Annotated in this window: 16 protein-coding genes; 9 read left to right on the top strand and 7 right to left on the bottom strand. The window is 42.6% G+C overall.

Translation table 11 applies throughout. The features are described 5' to 3' along the window. The first annotated feature begins 5 nt into the window (after window positions 1–5). Both LJ658_RS15385 and LJ658_RS15380 read left to right on the top strand, forming a co-directional pair. Window positions 6–1,208: a hybrid sensor histidine kinase/response regulator gene (locus LJ658_RS15385; RefSeq protein ID WP_230547417.1), complete on the top strand. Its 1,203-nt coding sequence runs from the start codon at window positions 6–8 to the stop codon at window positions 1,206–1,208. A 30-nt stretch (window positions 1,209–1,238) separates the two neighbouring features. Continuing rightward, window positions 1,239–1,604: a PleD family two-component system response regulator gene (locus LJ658_RS15380; RefSeq protein WP_230547416.1), complete on the top strand. Its 366-nt coding sequence runs from the start codon at window positions 1,239–1,241 to the stop codon at window positions 1,602–1,604. A 100-nt stretch (window positions 1,605–1,704) separates the two neighbouring features. On the opposite strand, the gene LJ658_RS15375 is transcribed toward LJ658_RS15380, so the two are convergent. Beyond that, window positions 1,705–2,040, bottom strand: coding sequence for a hypothetical protein (locus LJ658_RS15375; RefSeq protein ID WP_230547415.1), 336 nt, complete (start codon window positions 2,038–2,040; stop codon window positions 1,705–1,707). Window positions 2,041–2,174: 134 nt separating this feature from the next. Between LJ658_RS15375 and LJ658_RS15370 the strand changes: the two genes are divergently transcribed. The 4 genes from LJ658_RS15370 to LJ658_RS15355 all read left to right on the top strand — a co-directional run bounded on the left by LJ658_RS15370 (window position 2,175) and on the right by LJ658_RS15355 (window position 8,607). Then, the gene (locus LJ658_RS15370; RefSeq protein WP_230547414.1) at window positions 2,175–2,396 is read left to right on the top strand and encodes a hypothetical protein; all 222 of its coding nucleotides are present in this window, start codon (window positions 2,175–2,177) and stop codon (window positions 2,394–2,396) included. Between the two features lie 471 nt (window positions 2,397–2,867). After that, window positions 2,868–5,864, top strand: coding sequence for a SusC/RagA family TonB-linked outer membrane protein (locus LJ658_RS15365; protein WP_230547413.1), 2,997 nt, complete (start codon window positions 2,868–2,870; stop codon window positions 5,862–5,864). Window positions 5,865–5,876: 12 nt separating this feature from the next. Then, window positions 5,877–7,469 (top strand): RagB/SusD family nutrient uptake outer membrane protein, encoded by a 1,593-nt coding sequence (locus LJ658_RS15360; RefSeq protein WP_230547412.1) that lies wholly within the window; start codon window positions 5,877–5,879, stop codon window positions 7,467–7,469. A 70-nt stretch (window positions 7,470–7,539) separates the two neighbouring features. Beyond that, window positions 7,540–8,607, top strand: a complete 1,068-nt coding sequence (locus LJ658_RS15355) for a phosphatidylinositol-specific phospholipase C1-like protein (RefSeq protein ID WP_230547411.1) — start codon at window positions 7,540–7,542, stop codon at window positions 8,605–8,607. A gap of 84 nt (window positions 8,608–8,691) precedes the next feature. Here LJ658_RS15355 and LJ658_RS15350 read toward each other — a convergent pair whose 3' ends face one another. Then, complete coding sequence (locus LJ658_RS15350) at window positions 8,692–10,056, bottom strand: aspartate kinase (RefSeq protein ID WP_230547410.1); 1,365 nt, start codon at window positions 10,054–10,056, stop codon at window positions 8,692–8,694. A gap of 349 nt (window positions 10,057–10,405) precedes the next feature. Between LJ658_RS15350 and LJ658_RS15345 the strand changes: the two genes are divergently transcribed. Next, the gene (locus LJ658_RS15345; protein ID WP_230547409.1) at window positions 10,406–10,597 is read left to right on the top strand and encodes a cold-shock protein; all 192 of its coding nucleotides are present in this window, start codon (window positions 10,406–10,408) and stop codon (window positions 10,595–10,597) included. A 2-nt stretch (window positions 10,598–10,599) separates the two neighbouring features. Beyond that, the gene (locus LJ658_RS15340; RefSeq protein ID WP_230547408.1) at window positions 10,600–11,052 is read left to right on the top strand and encodes a cold-shock protein; all 453 of its coding nucleotides are present in this window, start codon (window positions 10,600–10,602) and stop codon (window positions 11,050–11,052) included. Here the strand turns inward: LJ658_RS15340 and LJ658_RS15335 are convergent. Both LJ658_RS15335 and LJ658_RS15330 read right to left on the bottom strand, forming a co-directional pair. Then, on the bottom strand, window positions 11,049–12,998 hold the full coding sequence (locus tag LJ658_RS15335) for an HRDC domain-containing protein (protein WP_230547407.1): 1,950 nt from the start codon (window positions 12,996–12,998) through the stop codon (window positions 11,049–11,051). The genes LJ658_RS15340 and LJ658_RS15335 overlap by 4 nt on opposite strands. Before the next feature lie 64 nt (window positions 12,999–13,062). Further along, window positions 13,063–14,088, bottom strand: a complete 1,026-nt coding sequence (locus LJ658_RS15330) for a beta-ketoacyl-ACP synthase III (RefSeq protein WP_230547406.1) — start codon at window positions 14,086–14,088, stop codon at window positions 13,063–13,065. 348 nt (window positions 14,089–14,436) lie between these two features. On the opposite strand from LJ658_RS15330, the gene LJ658_RS15325 reads away from it, so the two are divergent. Further along, window positions 14,437–16,254 carry a DNA topoisomerase 3 gene (locus LJ658_RS15325; protein WP_230547405.1) on the top strand — a complete coding sequence of 606 codons (1,818 nt, stop codon included), beginning with the start codon at window positions 14,437–14,439 and terminating at the stop codon, window positions 16,252–16,254. On the opposite strand, the gene LJ658_RS15320 is transcribed toward LJ658_RS15325, so the two are convergent. From LJ658_RS15320 to LJ658_RS15310, 3 genes are read right to left on the bottom strand one after another with little or no spacing between them, the layout of a single operon-like run. Beyond that, window positions 16,210–17,889, bottom strand: coding sequence for an aromatic amino acid hydroxylase (locus LJ658_RS15320; protein WP_230547404.1), 1,680 nt, complete (start codon window positions 17,887–17,889; stop codon window positions 16,210–16,212). The two genes, LJ658_RS15325 and LJ658_RS15320, sit on opposite strands and share 45 nt — an antisense overlap. Beyond that, window positions 17,889–19,013 (bottom strand): 4-hydroxyphenylpyruvate dioxygenase, encoded by a 1,125-nt coding sequence (gene hppD, locus LJ658_RS15315; RefSeq protein ID WP_230547403.1) that lies wholly within the window; start codon window positions 19,011–19,013, stop codon window positions 17,889–17,891. The genes LJ658_RS15320 and hppD overlap by 1 nt, the downstream gene beginning before the upstream one ends. 7 nt (window positions 19,014–19,020) lie before the next feature. Then, window positions 19,021–20,178 carry a homogentisate 1,2-dioxygenase gene (locus tag LJ658_RS15310; protein WP_230547402.1) on the bottom strand — a complete coding sequence of 386 codons (1,158 nt, stop codon included), beginning with the start codon at window positions 20,176–20,178 and terminating at the stop codon, window positions 19,021–19,023. Between the last annotated feature and the right edge of the window lies 1 nt (window position 20,179).

Raw genomic sequence — 20,179 nt, 5'->3', positions numbered from 1 at the left:
AACTAATGCCTGTAAAAATATTGTTGGTTGACGATAATGACAATAACCTGTTAGCGATGGAAGTGGCGCTGGAAAATGAAAATTATGTGTTTTCCCGCGCAAATTCCGGTCGTGAAGCTTTGCGGTTACTATTGCATGAGGAAGATTTTTCCTTAATTCTGCTTGACGTCAAAATGCCCATTATGGATGGCTATGAAACCGCAGAGCTGATTTATCAACGGGATAAACTGAAGCAGATCCCGATTATTTTTATTACGGCGCATGATTATGAGGAAGCCGCTATGTTTAAAGGTTATCAGGCCGGTGCGGTGGATTTTATCCGGAAACCTTTTAATCCCGAAATACTGCGATCAAAAGTGGCTGTGTTTGCCGAATTATATCAAAAGAACCAACTATTAACTAAGCAGGAAGAAAAGCTTAAGGCGATTAATGACGACCTGGTTCAACTAAACCACGAGCTGGAACAACGCGTGCTCGAACGTACACTGGCCCTGGAAAGCATTAATCAGGAATTGCAGGCGCTTAATGTGTCAAAAGATAAGTTCCTTTCTGTAATGTCACATGACCTGCGCAATCCGCTTACTGCTTTGTTGGCTTCTTCCGGTAAATTAAGCGAAGACCCGGAAAGCCTGAGCCCGGGTCAGGTCAGGCAACTGTCCCAAATCATCCATCGCACCTCGAATAAACTGCTCAGCCAGCTTAACGAGGTGATCGAATGGGCCAAAAAGCAAAGCCAGAAAACCAGCTTTTATCCGGAAAGAATCCGGCTTGCGGATGGTATTGAAGAATCACTGGAACTGTTAAAAGCGAACGCGCAACAAAAAAGTATTAAGCTGCACAATCATATCCCCAAAGACATGGAAGTGATGGCGGACACACTAATGCTGCGATCAATTGTTCAAAATCTGGTCACTAATGCCATTAAATATACCCCAGAGGGCGGGACCGTTCGGCTCAACGCTCAACGGAATGCGCAGATGGCCTGCATCTTTGTGGAAGATTCCGGCATAGGTATGACTGCTGAGATGAAGGAGCGTTTATTCCGGAACAAGGATCAACGGTCCTTGTCTGGTACCAATAATGAACAAGGCAGCGGGCTTGGCCTGTTGCTGGTTAGTGACTTTGTTACCCAGCACGGGGGCGAAATAGAAGTACAAAGTAATGTAGGAGTTGGTACGACCATCAGGTTTACGATCCCTGCGGTATAAAATATTAGTAAAAATGATACCGTTTTTAAAATGAAAAGTAAAAAAATCCTGATCCTGGATGACGATGATGACGTCCTTGAAATATTAGCTTTATTACTATCCGACGCGGGTTATGAGACCAGGACATCAGTAAATGGTGAGACTGTATTTGAGGATATTACCAATTTTCAGCCAAACCTTGTTTTAATGGATATCGTGCTCGGAGATGTCGACGGGCGGGCTATCTGTCAGCATATTAAACAAAATGATACCACTGCTCACTTGCCGGTCATCCTGATCTCGGGTCAGCATGACCTGGTTGAATATATGCATTTGCCGGGAGCTCCCAACGATTTTGTTGCCAAACCTTTTAGTATTGATCATTTACTGGCAAAAGTTGCCCAACAGGTTCTTTAGAGGTCTAAGCTATATAGTTACCCTGCTATTAGGTTTGCCACGGGAGACAACCTTCTTAACAGGATATGAATGAACTCGACAAGTGTACAAGTACCTCAGCTTAATCTAAGCCGGGAACCAAAAGGGTAGGGTTAACCTTGCCGTCGTTCGCCCGGGTCACTTTATGTAAATTGTAAACAAGTCCGCCTTCCTCGCCATTTCCTGCAATCAGGCTTTTTTCGTACAATTCTGTCAGTATCTGGTGCGCATTTGCAATTACCACCTTTGTTGGAGCATCCGGTTTGAGTGATTCCAGTTTACGGATCACGTGTTCGGCTTTGCCCTCGTTCAGTTCCGCCAATGCAAATATCACCTGGTCTTGTAAGTTCTCGGCCTCGTCAAAAGTCGGGGGTACATGAACAGGCTTAAATTGTTCCCCGAATGCTGCGTCGTCCATCTCTCTAGTTTAATAAGATAAGTTGTAAACGCCGGGAATGTTTGCGGTATGGTAAACTTTTACCGGAGTACGATAAACAGAAAAATGTAGGCACGGAATTTGGTCTGTTGCTATTTAGTTAATCGACACAAACTATGAAAAACCCATTTATTAAAGAAAGCAACAACGGTCTTTGGATAGCTGTTGCCGTTACCGGCGTAATTGCAGCCGGCGCTATTACATGGTTGTATATTAAACGTACTACTTCTGCGCGGCAGTTACATGATGAACATATGAGTGATTACCTGAAACCCAAACCTGGTAAACAGCGCAAGACCACAGATTTGCATCATCTCCATACGATAGCCGCGGGCTAGATGCTCAATAAGAAGAGACTGTCCCATAAAATATAGGACAGCCTCTTCTTATTTATTCGGAAAGTGTTGGTAGTGTTTTTCTACAGCCGATCCATAATTCCAGAAATGTCAACGTAACTATGAGACTGATCGATTAATCTCACTAGTTTTCAGGCGCCGATCACTTTCGGCGGATCGATCGAATCTGTTTCATAGCAGTAACATACTTCACCATCGGAGAGGGCCTTTTTCGTTGACCCCAATTAAGGGTAAAGCTTCCATTTTATCTTGCAGATAAGGATATTATGAATAAAAATAATATCTGTTTCGGACGGAATAATACCTTTATTCCTTATTTTTTTGTTAATAAGTTAATATCTAATTTATTTCTTCCTAATAACATAAGCCTTATTTTGTATAAAATATGTTCGCCTTAATTTAACGGAGGGTATTTTTCACAATAAACAGGGGTATAAAATTTAATCAAAACTTATGAAAAAAAATTACCAAATTATTTTAAAATCTTTTTTTTCTTTTAAGCGGAAAGCAGTGTTGCTCTCATTGTGCATGTTGTTGATCTCGGCAGGTGCATTCGCTTTTCAGCAAGGCAGGATAGTAAAAGGGACCGTCACTGACGAAAATAATTTAACATTACCCGGGGTAACCGTCACTGTTAAAAGTTCTGGAATAGCTACAACTACTGATAACAATGGTGCTTTCCAGGTAAGTGTTAGTGGTGCTGATGATGTTATCAGGTTTACTTTTTTGGGATCTGCACCTAAAGAAATAACCGTAGGTAATAAAACAACTATTAAAGTTACTCTCATCACAGATACCAAGCAGTTAAAAGACGTAGTTGTAATTGGTTATGGTACGTCAAGCCGTAAAGATGTAACGGGCGCTATTACTTCTGTAAAGGCAGAAGAATTTAATCAAGGCGTATTAACTACGCCTGCCGAGTTATTGCAAGGTAAAGTTGCCGGTTTAAATATTACCAAAAGTGGTGACCCTAACAAACCGCCGGCTACTATTTTACGAGGCCCTTCGACGTTGCGTGAAGGCGCCGCACAGCAGCCTTTTTATGTGATTGACGGCGTTCCCGGTGCATCTATTGACCTGTTGGCGCCGGCTGATATAGAAAGCATAGATGTTTTAAAGGATGCATCTTCTACCGCTATTTATGGTTCACGCGCTGCAAATGGGGTTATTATGGTTACGACACGTAAAGCTAAAATGGGCCAAACCAAGTTAACCTATAGTGCTTACGGGGCAATGGAAAAGGTGTCAAAAAATATTGATGTACTTACGGGCGACGAATTGCGTAAATATTTGGCAGATAATGGGGTTACACCACTAGCAAAACCGATAGATGACGATGGCTCAAATACCAACTGGCAAAAATTGGCCGAAAGAACAGGCTATTCGCAAAGCCATAACCTGGCATATAGTGGTGCCGGCGCTAATTCAGAATATGGCGCCAGTGTGAATTATATGAAAAACAATGGTATCCTGAAAAATACAAGTCTGGAGCGTACCATATATAAAGGCTATATAAACCAACGTTTTTTTAACGATCGTTTAAAACTGGGCCTAACATTAACTAACAGTGCAACCAAAAGCTATGATATTGTTCAAAGTCAGGTGCTGTCAGGTATTTTATTTTACTTGCCAACTGTAAGTCCGTTTAATCCGGATGGTTCTTATAAAGAAAACTATACACGTACAGGTAGTGGTACTTTAAATCCGCTGTCATTGATCGACAATAACTTTATCGAAACAGATGATAGTAAAACACTGATTAACGGTATAGCACAAGTTGATATTGCAAAAGGTTTGAAATTTACGCTTACCGGATCGACCCAAAAAAATCAAAATAACGTAAATACCTATTATAACAGCCAGTCAGGCATCGCAGTTGGTGCAAATGGCGTAGCCAACCGCGCTGCTTATACCAACAATAGCAACGTTGTAGAAGCTTACTTAAATTATGATAAGGACTTTGGCCTTAGTTCGATTAAATTGTTGGGCGGCTATTCTTATCAACAAGACCGTACAAACGATGGTTTTGGCGTTCAAACACAAGGGTTTTCCAATGATAATTTAACTTACAATAATTTGTCTTTTTCAAATCCAACAAGTCTTTCTCAAGTTATATTTAACCCGGCCTATATATCAACATTAAGGATCATATCTTACTATGGTCGTGCCCAGTATCAGTATGCTGATAAATATTTGCTGCAAGCTTCGTTAAGAGAGGATGGTTCGTCAGGATTTGGGTTAGACCAGCGCCATGGTTATTTCCCAGCGGTATCAGCCGGTTGGAAAATAATTAGCGAGAAATTTATGGAAAGCGCTCCTGTAATCAGCGACTTGAAATTAAGGGCTGGCTATGGTGTATCAGGTAACAGTTTAGGTTTTGATGCGTTCACGGCGCGTTTAATATATGGCGCAGGCGGCAAATTTTTAAGTAACGGCGTAATCACTAACTCTATAGGCCCGGTACGTAATGAGAACACCGACCTGAAATGGGAGAGCACGGCAACTACCAACATTGGTTTGGATTTCGGCTTGCTAAAAAACCGTATTACCGGTTCTGTTGATTATTACATCAAGAAAACTTCCGATCTGATCACAAACTATTCAGTATCATCAACCCAATATGCCTATCCTGTTTTAACTGCTAACGTTGGTAAAATAAAAAATAGCGGTATAGAGGTTGTATTGAGCGCTGTAGCGGTTAAAACAAATAGTTTTACCTGGCGCACTTCATTAAACGTATCACATAATGATAACGTGGTTGAAAGTTTATCAAATGATAAGTTTGCAGTTAATTATATCCAAACAGCACAGTTAGGTGGGAAGGGACAATCCGGTAATTATAGTCAGATCATAGAGCCGGGTTATGCGATTGGCACTTATTACCTTTGGCATTATTTGGGTAAAAATGCAGCGGGTTTAAGCACGTATCAAAAAGCAGATGGCAGCACTACCGCCGCACAGCCGCTCACGACTGATCAACGCATAACCGGTAATGCACAGCCTAAAATAGTTTATGGCTGGACTAATAGTTTCTTTTATAAGAACTTTGATTTTAACTTCCTGATTCGTGGCGTATATGGTAATCAGATATTGAATGCCACGCTTGCAGCTTTAAATAATCCGGCGGACTCAAAATTGCAGAATATCCCGAGGTTTACACTGGGCGAGTCTTTTAAGGACATCAACGCTTATCTGATATCAGACCGTTTCCTTGAAAGTGGCTCATACCTGCGTTTAGATAATGCAACTTTAGGATATACTATTAAGCCACGTATCCAGGCTATTAAAAGCATCCGTTTATATGCGTCGGGCAATAATATTTTTGTCATCACCAAATATCGTGGTGTTGATCCGGAAATCAACATCGGCGGTTTAACCCCAGGTATTGACAACAGGGATTTTTACCCTAAAACCCGCACATTCAGTTTTGGTTTAAACGCATCATTTTAATAAATAATACAAATGAAAAAGCTAATCATATTATTTGCGGCAATAGTTGCCATCATCAGCACATCTTCATGTACAAAATTAGATGTACCTGTAGAGTCACAATACGTAAAATCAAATTTCCCTGTTACCGATGCAGATTATAATGCGCTGCTGGGTACTATTTATTCTAACTTGTCATCACAATACGCAGTGCCTTACTGGCGCATGCAGGAGTTATCAACTGACGAGGCTATCCTGCCTGCACGTGATGGTAACTTTGACGACGGCGGTCAATACAGGCAACTACATTATCACACCTGGACGTTTGATCATCCTAACGTTACAGGTATCTGGCAATGGGGCTTTGGCGGGATAAACATCTGTAACCGTATCCTAGGTACTATCGATGCTTCATCGTCAACGGCTGCGAAAAAAGCGGCGTCATCAGCTGAAGTGAAAGCTATGCGTGCGCTCTATTATTATTTCATGATGGACCTGTATGGCAATGTTCCTATTATTACTGATTTCCCGGTAACTACTTTGCCTTCAACCCAGCCACGTACAAAAGTGTACCAATTTATCGAAAGTGAATTATTAAAAGCATTACCGTTGTTGCCTGTAAAAACAAGCAGTAATGCTACCTTATATTATGGCCGGCCAACTAAAGCTATGGTTTTTGCTTTGCTGGAAAAAATGTATCTGAACGCACAGGTTTATACCGGAACGGCTAACTATACCGGCGCCGTGGCCATGGCCGATAGCGTATTGAAAGGTAATAACTATAGCCTTGATCTAAAATATCGCGATATATTTTTGCCTAATAACGGCCCTCAAATTAATGAAACCATATTTGCTATTCCGTATGATCAGCAGATACCGGGCAACCAGTTTACCAGGTTTGGCTTTTTTTACTATTTGGTGCAGGCGTATGGTTTCAACGTTGGTTTAAGTATTGCCATGAGTACTACGCCTGAATTCTATAACCGGTTTAATTTGCCGAATGATGTGCGGTCAAAAACCTGGTTGGCAGGCCCCCAGTTTGCACCAGATGGTTCCGGTGGTTTTACAACGCAGCCGGTTTATTATCCGGGCACAACTACCCAGATCTATATTGAGCCTAAATTAACTTTGGTACCCGGTAAACCTATGGATTTAGGTAATACTATTGCAAGCCAGTCAGAAGGGGTGCGTTCTTTAAAGTATTATCCCGATCCTGCCATTATACAATCTACCCGGTTAAATGGTAATGATGTACCGGTTTTGCGCCTGGCTGATGTGATGCTGATGAAAGCAGAGGCTATCTTACGCGGCGCAACTGCTACTGTTGTAAATGGCGAACTTCAAACTCCTGATGTGTTGGTGAACAAAATACGGCTCCGTGCCGGTGCACCAACCGTAAGTGGTATTGACTTAGACGGACTATTAGACGAGCGTGCACGTGAATTTTCATGGGAAGCATGGCGACGCAATGACCTTATCCGTTACGGTAAATTTGAAGTGGAGTATCCGCTGCCAAATGATAACCTGAATATGAATAAAGACGTAAGCAGGAGATTGTATCCAATACCTGCGACCGAGCGTAAGTTAAACCCTAACTTAACTCAAAATCCAGGCTACCCTAATTAATAAGTGTATTGAGGCGTAAAAGACGTGAGTCTTTTACGCTTTTTGATGAATCTTTAATAATTATTTTATCATGAAATTACTCTTTGGGTTTTTGCTGAGTATTTTAATATCGGCAGTTGTTATCATAAAAACTGATGACCTAAAGCTCAACCAAATACAAGTAATAGGATCTCATAATAGTTACAAACAGGCTATTGATGCAAAGCTGTTTCGCTTTTTGCAAAAGCGTGATTCCGTAGGGATGAGTAAGATAGACTATGAACACATCAGCCTTACAGATCAGCTTAAACTAGGCTTAAACGCACTGGAGATTGACGTATATGCTGATAGCAGAGGCGGGAAATATGCCCATCCTAAAGGGTTATCCTGGGTGCCGGGGCAAAAGCCCTATGATACCAAAGGCGTAATGAATGAACCTGGTTTTAAAGTTTTTCATATACAGGATATTGATTACCGCAGCAACTGTTTAACTTTTAAACTATGCCTGCAAGAGTTTAAAGCCTGGAGTGAAGCACATCCCGAACATAACCCGGTTTTTATAACAATGAACGCCAAGGATGAACCTATGAAGAATCCCGACTTTACCGTTCCGGAGAAATTTACAGCGAAAACATTTGCTGCTTTAGATAAAGAAATATTAGATAATTTGGGCAAACAATATGTAATAACACCAGACGATGTGCGCGGCAAATATAAAACACTCCAAACAGCCGTATTACATAATAACTGGCCAACCCTTAAAGCTGCAAAAGGTAAGTTTATTTTCGTGCTTGACGAAAAAGGGGAAAAGAGATCTGCTTATATCGCCGGTCACCCATCTCTTAAAGGACGGGTATTATTTGCCGATGCAGAACCGGGTACGCCCGAAGCTGCCATTCATATCATGAATGATGCAATAAAAGAAGAACACCAGATACAGGCACTGGTAAAAAAAGGTTTTATCATCCGCACCCGGGCAGATTCTGATACCGAAGAAGCCCGTAATAATGATAAAACATCATTCGAAGCAGCGCAACAATCAGGGGCACAAATAATCAGCACCGACTACTATAAGAAAACAACCCACTTTAAATCTGATTACGTAATTAGTTTTTCGGATGGCGGTTATTTCAAAGTAAACCCGCTATTCAAATTATAAACGTACTCTATAGTAAGCTAAGATTTCAGCGAGAAATGGGAGAGGAGTCTGCTTCTTCTATTTCTCGCTGAAACTATGCTAAAACTAGCCGACGGCTTTGTTCAGTGCGATGATTGCCGTCTTAAAATCCGTGCGTGCTACGACGAATTGAATATTAACTTTTCGCATTGCTACGCCCGAACTGATGATATTGATATCACTTTTCGCCAGGGCGGCCGCCGCTTTGGCCAATAAACCGGGCTGATCCATATTCGTTCCCAGCAGGCAAACCATTGCTACCGGCTCCAGGCTTACTTTTTCAAATCCTTCGTTTAAATCGTCAACCAGATCCTGCTTGAAATCATTTTCCCAGATAACGATAGAAATACTGTTGGCACTGGTAGTTTTAAACGTATAGCTGGTATTATGCTTTGCAAATATTTGCATGATCTGCAGGTCACTGCCAACGTTGCCGACCATCAGCGGATCATAAATATCAATTAACAATAACTGGTCAGTTCCGGTGATGACTTCTACGCGTTTTAGTGTGGAAACATATTCGCGGGTAATGAGGGTGCCCGGGTGTGCGGGCTCAAAGGTGTTTTTAATTCGCAAATGGATGCCAGCCATTTCCAATGGCTTTGACGCTTTTGGGTGTATAGCCTCCATGCCAACGTCGGCGAGTTGGTCGGCAATATCATAATTGGTATTGCCCACAGGTTTTACGTTATCAAGGCCTACCAAAGCAGGGTCGGCAGTTGATAAATGATATTCTTTATGGATGATGGCTTCCTGTGGTTTCAGTACCCCGGCAATTTTGCTGAAAGTTACCTCTGAATAGCCACGGTCAAATTCGCGCATGATGCCTTCGGTACCTTTGGTATATCCCGTAGCTATACAGATGCAGTTTTTAAGTTCGATATTTTTAAACGCGTCTTCAATACGCTGGGTAATAGTCATTGGCCTGCGGTCATCAAACCCCGCAAGGTCAACCAAAGCCACCTTAAGTCCTTTGGTTTGTAGTATACTGGCCAACACGTAAGCCGAATGTGTTTCGCCTATAGAAGCCAGGATTTCGCGGACAGCCAATAAAATGCCCTCGTTAAGATAACCGGAAGCCAGCATCGTTACCGCACTTTCTAAATAGATAAGCGTTTTCGACACATGGCTTTCGATGAAATTATCAGCCTCAGGTACATTAAGGCCCAAAGGTTGATACTGTTTGTTCAAAGCTTTTAAATAAGCGGTCAGTTCTTTAACAGCCTCATAATAGTGTTCATTATTAGCCAGCTTGTGATAAATACCCGGTGCTTTGGTTTTCTTGTTTTCTAATAAAAGATTAGTGACACCAGAAAACGCAGATACCACAAGCACCCGGTTATAAGGCTGGTCGTTATAATAAACTATATTAGTGATGACTTCAGCAAGGGCGCTCATCGAAGTGCCGCCAATTTTTTCAACGGTTAACATAACCGCGAATCTATTAATTTTTAATAAATGTTATCCTGATACTTATCGTTTTCGACATAATAGTTTTGACCGGTATTCGGGATCTCAGTTTTTGCCTGAACAAAGTTGTCATATCTTTTGATAAAAAGATTGGATTTATCAGGGAGGGACTGAATGATCCATAAAAAAACAAATAATACTGCTGCTGATTTGCGGTTATTGATTAAAGCGCTATTCCAAAATTTCCGCTGTGAGAAAATAAATAATAGATAATATTTTGAAGCGCGGCCGTATTACTTTCTTACTGATTGCCGATTATGTGCTGAGTGACCAATAATAAATCGTACCTTGCGTGCTTATTCAACAAATCATGGCAACAGGAACAGTAAAATTTTTTAATGAAACAAAAGGCTTTGGCTTTATTACCCCGGATCAGGGCGGCAAAGAAGTATTTGCGCACGTAACCGGTCTTATCGACGAGATTCGCGAAGGCGATTCAGTTACTTATGATGTAGAAGACGGCAAAAAAGGCCCGAGTGCAGTTAACGTTAAAATAGCTTAAACTTGGCAAAATCGACTGCAACATTCAGTAAAAAAGAAAAAGAGAAAAAGCGGCTGAAAAAGTCGCAGGACAAAAGAGAAAAAGCAGAGCAACGCAAATCAACTTTTGTTAAGGGAAAGACTTTGGAAGATATGATGGCCTATATCGATGAACATGGCAATATCACTTCTACACCGCCCGATCCTGCCCGTAAATTAAAGGTCAACTCGGCGGATATCCAGATAGCTGTACCCAAGCAGGAAGATATTGTAATGGAAATCGTCAGAACTGGCATTGTAGGATTTTTTAATGAAGCCAAAGGTTATGGCTTTATTAAAGATCTTCAAACCCAGGAAAGTATATTCGTGCATGTTAATAACTTAACCGAACCGATCAAGGAGAACAATAAAGTGACTTTCGAGATCGAGCCGGGATTAAAAGGCCCCACAGCCGTAAAAGTTAAGCTCAGTAATTAAAATAGGCTTCCCTGGTCTTTTTCAGGTTCAAGGTAAACGCGTACCATACCGATAAGCTCAAGTCCGTATTGGGCGGCTTTTTGCGCGCCGATGCCCTTAATGGCGCTTAGCGCTTTAAGTGTGGCCGGTAGTTTTTCGGCTATGGTAGCTGCGGTTCTGTCAGACAGGATCATATTGGGCATAACTTTTTGCTCGTTTGCCAGGCTAGTCCGCCAGGCGAGTATTTGCGTGTAGAGTTCTTCATTTGGTAGCGCGTTGAGTTTCTTAAGATAAGCGCTGACCATACTTTTTTTGTTGTGAGCTTCAAGGTAGGCTTGGGTTGTAAAATCATTTTTAGCAAAATGATCAAGCAACTTGATTCGTGTCATCATCCAATTAATCAGTTCATCTGCTTTTGCAGCTGTTTCTTTGGATTGGCCGATCAACGCCGGCAGCTGACTACCCAGGTTTTCTGTCATGACTGACAATTTTTCGTAAAAATAGCTCGCCGCTTTTTTAGTACGCTCCAGTGGTAATTGTTTAATGAATTTATCGGCTACAGCTAAAATATCAGTCTGGAGTTCCGGAATAATATTTTCAAAACCTTCAGTACGTTTTTTTAATCCATTAAAATTAAAGAGTTCCGTCAGCAGGAACCAGCGATAGTTTTCCTGATCAGTTTCCAATTGCCGACGGTTGGGTTGTAATAATTTCGCCTGTTCATTAAATCGCGTAACAGCAGGGTCGCCGATAATATTGTGTGCGGCGACAGGATTGCGCAACACCATTCCGGACAAGCTCCGGCAACGACTGAGAGCGACATAGGTTTGACCATGAGCAAAAGCTTCACTGACATCAATGATGGCTTTGTCAAAACTTAGTCCCTGGCTTTTATGAATTGTAATAGACCAAGCCAGTTTGAGCGGAATTTGGGAGAAGCTGCCCGCATTTGTTTCATTTATCTCATCGCCTGTAAGCTGGTATTTAATGTTCGTCCATTCCATCGCCTGGACTGTGATCTCCTGGCCCTCGGTTTGTACTGTAACCGTGTCTGTTTCGATACCGGTTACTATCCCTAACTTTCCGTTATAAAACAACTTGCCGGCCGAGCTGTCATTCTTAACAAACATTACCTGCGCCCCAATTTTTAATTTCAATTCGGTTTCAGTCGGGTAGGCGTCCCGGGGAAACTCCCCTTTTATCGTGGCTTTAAATTCAAACTCATAACCCGGCAGTGCTTCAATAAATTCATTATTGATTTGTTGAGTAATCGCATTATGTGTCGTTAGCGTAATATAGGGGTCGTCTGCAGTTGGCCTAAAGTTCGGTATATAACGGCTGTTCAGCAATTCCAGACTTTCCATACTGATGCTTTGATTTCTCACTTCATTTAAGATATCAACAAAAGCCTGTTCTTTTTGCCGGAATACTTTATCCAGTTCAATGCGCACGTAAGGTGCTTTTTTCAACACCAGGCTGCTAAAAAAATAAGGGCTGGTATAATAACGATTAAGGACCGACCATTCTTCATCACGAATAATGGGACTTAATTGAGACAGATCGCCAATCAATAACAATTGCACCCCGCCAAAAGGATAGGAACAATCTTTTACATTACGCAGTATCAAATCCAGCTGGTCCAGTACGTCCGGCCTTACCATACTGATCTCATCAATGATAAGCAGCTCCAGGCTTGACAGCAGTTCTTTCTTCTCTACACTATAATGCAGCTCAGGCCTGGCGTTACCCGCTGGAATAATAGGCCCAAACGGCAATTGAAATAACGAATGAATGGTCATCCCGCCTACATTAATTGCCGCAACGCCTGTTGGCGCTACAACCGCAAGTTTTTTCTTTGACTCCTGCTGAACACGCCGCAAAAACGTGGTTTTACCTGTGCCCGCTTTTCCAGTTAAAAAAACCACCGTATTTGTGGACGTTAAATAATCAAAAGCCAGGTCTATCATATAAATAATATTACTAATAATTTTAGTAATAAATAATTCTTAATTTGGCTGAAATGTTAACAGGTTAACCTTTGGGTTGGCCATTATTATGCCTGAGATTTCCCCATTTCAAATAGGTGGCACCCCAGGTAAAGCCGGCGCCAAATGCCGTTAGCAGGATATCATCGCCCGGCTTAAAATCAGCCTGGTAGTCCCATAAACAGAGTGGTATAGTGGCAGCTGTTGTGTTTCCATAACGCTGAATATTAACTTTTACTTTTTCAGGCGGGAAATTTAGACGCTTACCGACCGCGTTGATAATGCGGAGATTTGCCTGATGTGGGACCACCCAATCGATATCATCACTCATCAACCCGTTACGCGTCATTACTTCCTGGCAGGCATTGCCCATTCCTTTAATAGCTGCTTTAAAAACAGTTTTACCATCCTGATGTACGAAATGCTTACCTTCCATCAATGTTTCCGGAGAAGCCGGCTGCAATGCGCCACCGGCAGGAACTGAAAGATAGGCGGCCCCTTTACCGTCGGTCTTGAAAAGGTAATCTTTGATGCCGTTTTCTGTAGAAGATGGTTCAAGTAAAACTGCACCTGCGCCATCACCAAACAAAATACAAGTATTACGGTCCTGGTAGTTTACAATGGCACTCATCTGATCTGCCCCAACTACGATCACTTTTTTATACCGCTGGCTTTCTATCAAACTAGCACCCATTGAAAGCGCATATAAAAAACCGCTGCACGCTGCATTTAAATCAAATCCCCATGCGCTGCTTAATCCAGCTTTTTCACAAACCAAACTTGCCGCCGGTGCCAGTAACTGATCGGGCGTGGAAGTGGCCAGGATCAGGCAATCTATTTCTTCAGCCTGCAAACCCGAATCTTTTAACAGGTTTGCAATAGCCAGCACTGCCATATCTGAGGTTGCCATTGTTGGGTCGCTGAGAATTCGCCTTTCTTTAATCCCCGTCCTGTCCGTTATCCATTCGTCTGAAGTTTCTACCATTGTCTCCAGCATTTTATTGGTCAATCTATCTTCGGGGACATAACCTCCAATTGCGGTAATCTCCGCGGTTATTCTTCTTTTATTCACAAATTATCGTCGTTATTGATATCAAGGCGCAAACCTACCTTATTTTAAATTAATTGGCTCATATATCGTCACAAAGTCAACATAAAATGACTTATAATGTTTACATATTTCGCTGGCCCGGTCCGCTGCTGCTGATTTGCCGGGCCCGGAAGGGTAAGCCCGCGTTTTGAAAGCTAAAACTTAAGGAAATTGATTTTTAAATTATGCAATAACCATCAATAAACTCAATACTGCTTTGGGCATCACTTGTCTATAAAAGTTAATATCCTGTTCTGGCTACTGCGTCCGACACCAGTTGTTGAAAATATTATTTAGCCTTAAACATTGCTTTGACTACATTCGTCGCAGATGAAAGTCATTATTGCTGAGAAACCCTCTGTCGGGCGCGAGATCGCCAAAGTATTTGGTGCAACTACAAAGCACGACGGTTATATAGAAGGTAAAGGCTACACTTTTACCTGGGCTTTTGGACATTTATTGCAACTGGCCGCACCACAAGAATATGGTTACTATGGCTGGAACGTGCAAAACCTGCCTATGCTGCCTGCTAAATTTAAGTTGTCTATCCGTAAAGTAAAAAGCAAAAACGGTGGCGGTATGATTGATGATCCGGGTGTAAAAAAGCAACTTGACATCATCAAAAAACTTTTTGACGATGCCACCGAGATCATCGTTGCAACCGACGCCGGCCGGGAAGGGGAATTGATCTTTAGATACATTTATTATTATTTAAAATGCAAAAAGCCATTTAAGCGGCTTTGGATCAGTTCACAAACAGATGCGGCAATAAAGGAAGGTTTTCGCAATTTAAAGCCCGGTAGTGATTACGATACATTGTTCAACTCAGCACATTGTCGTTCGCAGTCTGACTGGTTAGTCGGGATGAATGCGACCCAGGCTTTGAGTTTAGCATCAGGCAACAAAGGTGTACTGTCACTTGGCCGCGTGCAAACGCCGACATTAGCTATGATTTGCGCCCGTTATCTCGAAAATAAAAACTTTGTGCCACAGCTATATTACCAGGTCGTTATCCAGCCGTCAAAGAATGAACAGGTATTTAAAGCAATTTCTGAAAAGAATTATAAAACCCGCGAAGAGGCTGAAGCCATATTAGCAATGGTTGAGCCTTTGGCCCACGTTGCATCGGTAGAAGCTAAGCCTCGTAAGGAGCCGCCCCCGCTTTTGCACGACCTGAGCAGCCTGCAACAGGAAGCCAACAAGCGCAAAGGTTTTACTGCCGATCAAACGTTAACCCTGTTGCAAAATCTTTATGAAAGTAAGCTAATCACTTATCCGCGTACGGGTAGCCGTTATATCAGCGATGACGTTTTTGCAGAAGTTCCGGCACTGATTAACAAATTTAAAGATCATACAGATTTTGGCAAACAGGCAACGTTGCTTTCGGCGGCAAAGCTTAATAAGCGTGGTGTTAACGCTAAAAAGGTAACCGATCACCATGCTATATTGCCAACCAGCGAGACGCCCAGACAACTGATGCCCGACCAACAAGCGGTATATGACATGATAGCCGGCCGTATGCTCGAAGCATTTCATATCGATTGTATCAAGGAAATCACCAAAGTTATTTTAATGTCCGGTTCTAAATTTATCGCCAGCGGTACGGTTATCCAAACCCCGGGCTGGCGTGCAGTTTTTAATGATAAGGACGAGGAAAAGAAGGACGAAGAAAATGCCACGTTGCCAAAACTGGGCCAGGGAGAAAATTTACCGGTAACCGCTAAAGGCGTGTTAGAAAAACAAACCAAACCAAAACCGCTTTATAACGAAGCAACGCTGCTTAAAGCATTAGAAACTGCAGGTAAAGAAATAGAAGACGAAGAACTACGCGAAGCCATGAAAGAAAGCGGGTTAGGCACACCCGCTACCCGCGCTAATATCATTGAAACGCTCCTTACCCGAAAGTATATTCTGCGGGAGAAAAAGAACCTGGTGCCCACTGAAACAGGCCTTTCTGTTTATGAAATAGTTAAGCACCAGCAGATAGCCCAGGCCGGGCTTACCGGAAATTGGGAAAAACGACTTGAGCAGATACGCACAGGTGCTTCCGTCTCCGAATTTCAGGAAGAGATCAAGACTTATACCCGCGCTATTACCCGCGAATTACTGGCCGCCGGCAAGACTATGCTGGTTACCAATGAGGGATAGCCCGTCGGTGATCAATTTATTTAATTCAGGGTTTTCAATAGCTTGTTTCTTCAAATATTGGGTAATTGTAATAGCTAAATCTGATTCGGCCAGTTCTAAAATCTCTAAAGCGCAAAGCCAGTCTTCCGGAAACTCATTACAAAGCTGCTCAAAAATATATTTTAACCGCCCTTTTCCCGCCTGATGTACCCTGCAATCTCGCACCTCGCGGTATAACTGATGCAGCGCCAGCATTTTTTTTGAATAAGTGAGATGATAAGTAGTTGTTTTGGGGTGATAGCCGATCTCGTCAAAAGTGTTTTTATCGGCTGCTCCGCTAAAGACAGAAATAATACTTTCTCCAACCGCCATATCATAAGCTCCCCAGGCGGGATCAAATAAAATATCTCCGTCAGCAGACTTCACCATGCAATTTTCAAAAGTTATCAATTGTGGCAATATCGACCTGATTGTCCCCTTTACTGTTATACCACTTTCAAAGTTTAATTTAACGGTATTCCCGATCTCTATTGATGTATCGGCGGTAAATTTACCGACCGGAGAACTGAAGCCTTCCTTATGATATTCCTTACCGTGGCCGGGCTGCTGTTTATTATCTACAGCCAGCGCTGTTGGCCCGGTCATTTTTATGAAGCCGGCATTAAAATCTGTCAATGTCCCTGAAACCTGCAGGCCCGAGCTGTAAACAACGGTGCAGGTGTTGTTGCTTTCAAGCGCTTTTTGCAATCCGTAGGTTCCGCCAATTCTGAAAGCCATTTTATTTGCAAACTGCTCCAGCACATCAATAAGGTTTTGAAACGTTGGCGTCACAAATAGCTGCTTCTGCGGCTGAGTGATGTCATAAGCATAATTCACGGCGTCAGGTGTATACCATAATTTACGTATGTTAGGTTGCATGCAGGTTGCGCTCTCACCAATTGATGACAAAAGACCGGCGCCATATATCTTGGGGTTTTCTAATGTGCCTATCAGTCCATATTCCACAGTCCACCAGTGTAGTCTGCTCAACAGGGCCATTTCTGATGGCTCGCCTATATTTTGTTGCCAATAGGCAACCTGTTCTTCTGCCTTTTTTAGTTCGGCAGGGTCAGCCTCAGGCATTTCCTTTAAGATAGAAAGTGCACGGATAGCCTCATATAGTTCGTAGTCTTGTGCCGAATACATTGCTTTGGCGCCTATCGAACCAAAATAGCTTAAATATTGGTGATAGTCGGGATCGGCGATAATAGGGGCGTGGCCAGCCGATTCATGAATGATATCGGGTGCCGGCGTATATTCAATATGGTTTAACTGGCGAATATCTGCAGCGATAACCAACACACGATATGCCTGATATTCCATAAAAGCAGCGGGGGGGATAAAACCATCCACGGTAACCGCCCCCCAGCCAATTTTGCCCAAGGCATCGTTCATTTCCTGCAGATGCGGAATTTGCTCAATTGTTAACCCAGCGGCCTTAAGGCCGGGGATATAAGGATAATAAGCCACATCTTTCAGGTAGGCATAATTCTGCCGCATAACATATCGCCATGCCGCCTGATCCACGGGCGTGTAATGGTCATAATGCTGTTCGACTATGTACTGCCTCAAATGCCTGGGCAGCGCCGCTACCTGTTTATTTCCAAAGTCGTTCATTACAAATTGCCGCGAAGTTCCTGTTCTCTTTCAATTGCTTCAAATAGCGCTTTAAAATTACCTGCGCCAAACGATTTTGCACCTTTGCGTTGTATAATTTCAAAAAACAGGGTAGGCCTGTCTTCAACCGGTTTAGTGAAAATCTGCAATAAATAACCCTCATCGTCACGATCAACTAAAATACCAAGTTTCTTTAAGGGTTCAATATCCTCATCAATTTTGCCTACTCTTTCTTCCAGCTCATCATAATAAGTGGTGGGTACTGTCAAAAATTCAACTCCACGGCTTTGTAAATTTGTAACTGTTTGTACAATATCGTGGGTTGCCAGAGCCAGGTGCTGTACACCCTCGTCTTCATAAAACTCCAGGTATTCTTCAATCTGCGATTTCTTTTTACCTTCGGCTGGCTCATTGATTGGGAACTTTACATAGCCATTGCCATTGCTCATTACTTTACTCATCAGCGCCGAATATTCTGTCGAGATCATTTCGTCATCAAACGTCAGGATGTTTTTAAAACCCATTACTTCCTCGTAAAAATGCACCCAATGATCCATTTTATGCCAGCCTACATTGCCTACACAATGGTCAACGTATAATAGTCCCGCCGGCGTGGGGTTATAAGCCGTGTTTAATGCACGGTAACCCGGCAAAAATAACCCTTTGTAATTTTTTCGTTCGATAAACAAATGGACGGTCTCGCCGTATAATTTAATGCCACTGGTGCGTACCTCGCCAAACTCGTCAACCATGGTTTTGGGCTGTTGATAGGGTTCTGCGCCACGTGCAGTTGTTTGCTCAAAGGCGTCATAAGCGTCATCCACCCACAGGGCAAGTATCTTTACGCCATCGCCGTGTTTTTTAATGTGTTCGGCGATCGGATGATCAGAATGTAGCGGCGTGGTTAATACCAGCCTGATTTTACCTTGCTGCAAAACATATGACGCATGGTCGCGAACGCCTGTTTCGGGTCCGGCATAGGCCAAATCCTGAAAACCAAAAGCTGTTTTATAATAATGCGCCGCCTGTTTGGCATTGCCAACGTAAAATTCTACATAGTCGGTACCATTTAACGGCAAAAAGTCTTGCGTTTGGTTGGGTTTACTGATGGTTTCTGTTTCCATAATTTTGTTAAGCTATCCAGCTTTTATAATAGTTTTCGTCTTCAATTTTAATCGCATCTTCGGTAAGCATCAGTGGCCTGAACGGATCAATCATTACCGCCAGTTCATCTGTTGATTCTTTACCAATTGATTTTTCTACCGAACCCGGTGCCGGGCCGTGTGGAATGCCGCCGGGGTGCAAGGTGATCTGCCCCTTTACCACACTTTTTCGGCTCATAAAATCTCCGGCTACATAATACAGTACTTCGTCGCTGTCCACGTTGCTGTGGTTATATGGGGCCGGGATTGAAAGAGGATGATAATCGAACTTACGCGGTACAAATGAGCAGATCACAAAGTTATTCCCTTCAAAAGTTTGATGTACTGGCGGCGGCTGATGTAAACGCCCGGTTATTGGTTCAAAGTCATGAATAGAAAGTGCCCAGGGATAATGAAAGCCGTCCCAGCCAATAAAATCAAAAGGATGGGTGCTGTAGATGTACGGGTAGATCAAACCTTGTTTTTTGATCAGTATTTTAAAGTCACCTTTTTCGTCATGGGTTTCCAGGTTTTCCGGCCTGCGGATATCCCGTTCGCAATAAGGCGCATGTTCCATCAGCTGTCCGGAACTGTTTAGGTAACGTTTGGGTGGCCTGATGGGGCTGAAGCTTTCAACAATAAACAGCCTGTTTGCTTCGGTGTCGAACTCCAGTTGATAGATGGTACCCCTCGGAATGATCAAATAATCGCCATAACCAAATTTAATCTGTCCATAACCGGTATGTAACGTACCTGAACCTTCATGCACAAAGACCACTTCATCTGCCTGGCTATTTTTATAAAAATAGCCGGTCATTGATTTTTTGGGCGCAGCCAATGATATATGCAGGTCGCTGTTAACCAATACCGGTTTACGGCTTTGCAGGTAATCATCATCGGGCTTAATATTAAACCCAATCAGGCTGGTATGTTTCAAATGTTTTTCGCGTGCTATTTTCGGCTCTACTGAATACGGTTCGCCCAGCGCTTTTACCATCGTGGGTGGATAAGCATGATAAACAAGCGAATAAACGCTTGAAAAGCCTTCTGTCGAAACCAGCTCCTCTGCATATAAACTTCCATCGGGCTTACGAAACTGCGTATGCCTTTTGTGCGGGATCTTCCCTAAGGTATGATAGCTTGGCATA

The sequence above is a fragment of the Mucilaginibacter sp. UR6-11 genome (assembly GCF_020880695.1).
Lineage (GTDB): Bacteria > Bacteroidota > Bacteroidia > Sphingobacteriales > Sphingobacteriaceae > Mucilaginibacter.
This window is presented reverse-complemented; position numbering and strand designations above follow the sequence as displayed.

Coding starts and splice junctions, on each gene's coding strand:
- LJ658_RS15385 (WP_230547417.1), top strand. CDS start 6: ATGCCTGTAAAAATATTGTTGGTTGACGATAATGACAATAACCTGTTA.
- LJ658_RS15380 (WP_230547416.1), top strand. CDS start 1,239: ATGAAAAGTAAAAAAATCCTGATCCTGGATGACGATGATGACGTCCTT.
- LJ658_RS15375 (WP_230547415.1), bottom strand. CDS start 2,040: ATGGACGACGCAGCATTCGGGGAACAATTTAAGCCTGTTCATGTACCC.
- LJ658_RS15370 (WP_230547414.1), top strand. CDS start 2,175: ATGAAAAACCCATTTATTAAAGAAAGCAACAACGGTCTTTGGATAGCT.
- LJ658_RS15365 (WP_230547413.1), top strand. CDS start 2,868: ATGAAAAAAAATTACCAAATTATTTTAAAATCTTTTTTTTCTTTTAAG.
- LJ658_RS15360 (WP_230547412.1), top strand. CDS start 5,877: ATGAAAAAGCTAATCATATTATTTGCGGCAATAGTTGCCATCATCAGC.
- LJ658_RS15355 (WP_230547411.1), top strand. CDS start 7,540: ATGAAATTACTCTTTGGGTTTTTGCTGAGTATTTTAATATCGGCAGTT.
- LJ658_RS15350 (WP_230547410.1), bottom strand. CDS start 10,056: ATGTTAACCGTTGAAAAAATTGGCGGCACTTCGATGAGCGCCCTTGCT.
- LJ658_RS15345 (WP_230547409.1), top strand. CDS start 10,406: ATGGCAACAGGAACAGTAAAATTTTTTAATGAAACAAAAGGCTTTGGC.
- LJ658_RS15335 (WP_230547407.1), bottom strand. CDS start 12,998: ATGATAGACCTGGCTTTTGATTATTTAACGTCCACAAATACGGTGGTT.
- LJ658_RS15325 (WP_230547405.1), top strand. CDS start 14,437: ATGAAAGTCATTATTGCTGAGAAACCCTCTGTCGGGCGCGAGATCGCC.
- LJ658_RS15320 (WP_230547404.1), bottom strand. CDS start 17,889: ATGAACGACTTTGGAAATAAACAGGTAGCGGCGCTGCCCAGGCATTTG.
- hppD (WP_230547403.1), bottom strand. CDS start 19,013: ATGGAAACAGAAACCATCAGTAAACCCAACCAAACGCAAGACTTTTTG.
- LJ658_RS15310 (WP_230547402.1), bottom strand. CDS start 20,178: ATGCCAAGCTATCATACCTTAGGGAAGATCCCGCACAAAAGGCATACG.